Source organism: Desertibacillus haloalkaliphilus, from assembly GCF_019039105.1.
GTDB lineage: Bacteria > Bacillota > Bacilli > Bacillales > KJ1-10-99 > Desertibacillus > Desertibacillus haloalkaliphilus.
The window spans coordinates 1-327 of record NZ_JAHPIV010000599.1 but is presented as its reverse complement, the minus strand read 5'-3'; the positions used below and the strand labels follow the sequence as shown (position 1 = coordinate 327).

The following is a 327-nucleotide window of genomic DNA, read 5'->3' as shown; positions in this document are numbered from 1 at the left end:
AGATATTTTCGCTCAACGTACGAGTTACCAAGGCATCAACAGCCTGCTCGTCAATCTGCTTCGTATCGTACGCATAAAGCATCAACTTATCGAGTTCAGACATAATTTGCGTTAACGACATATTCGTTAAACGAATTAGTAGTTGCATGGCAGGTCCTGACATTTCAAAACCGCCTTGGCGCAACTTATCATTAATCATGTTTCGCACATCTTTTTCAGTCAAATCACCAAAGGCCAAGTAAGCTGCCTTCTCTTTCAGCAACTTAACAACCTTCTTGCGACTATCCAGCTTCTCGTATGGTGCAAAAATCACCAAGACCGTCTGTG

Annotated in this window: 1 protein-coding gene; it reads right to left on the bottom strand. The window is 42.5% G+C overall.

What is annotated here, in order from left to right:
* The coding region (holA, locus tag KH400_RS23455; protein ID WP_369009396.1) for a DNA polymerase III subunit delta at positions 1-327 on the bottom strand (327 nt) is incomplete at both ends.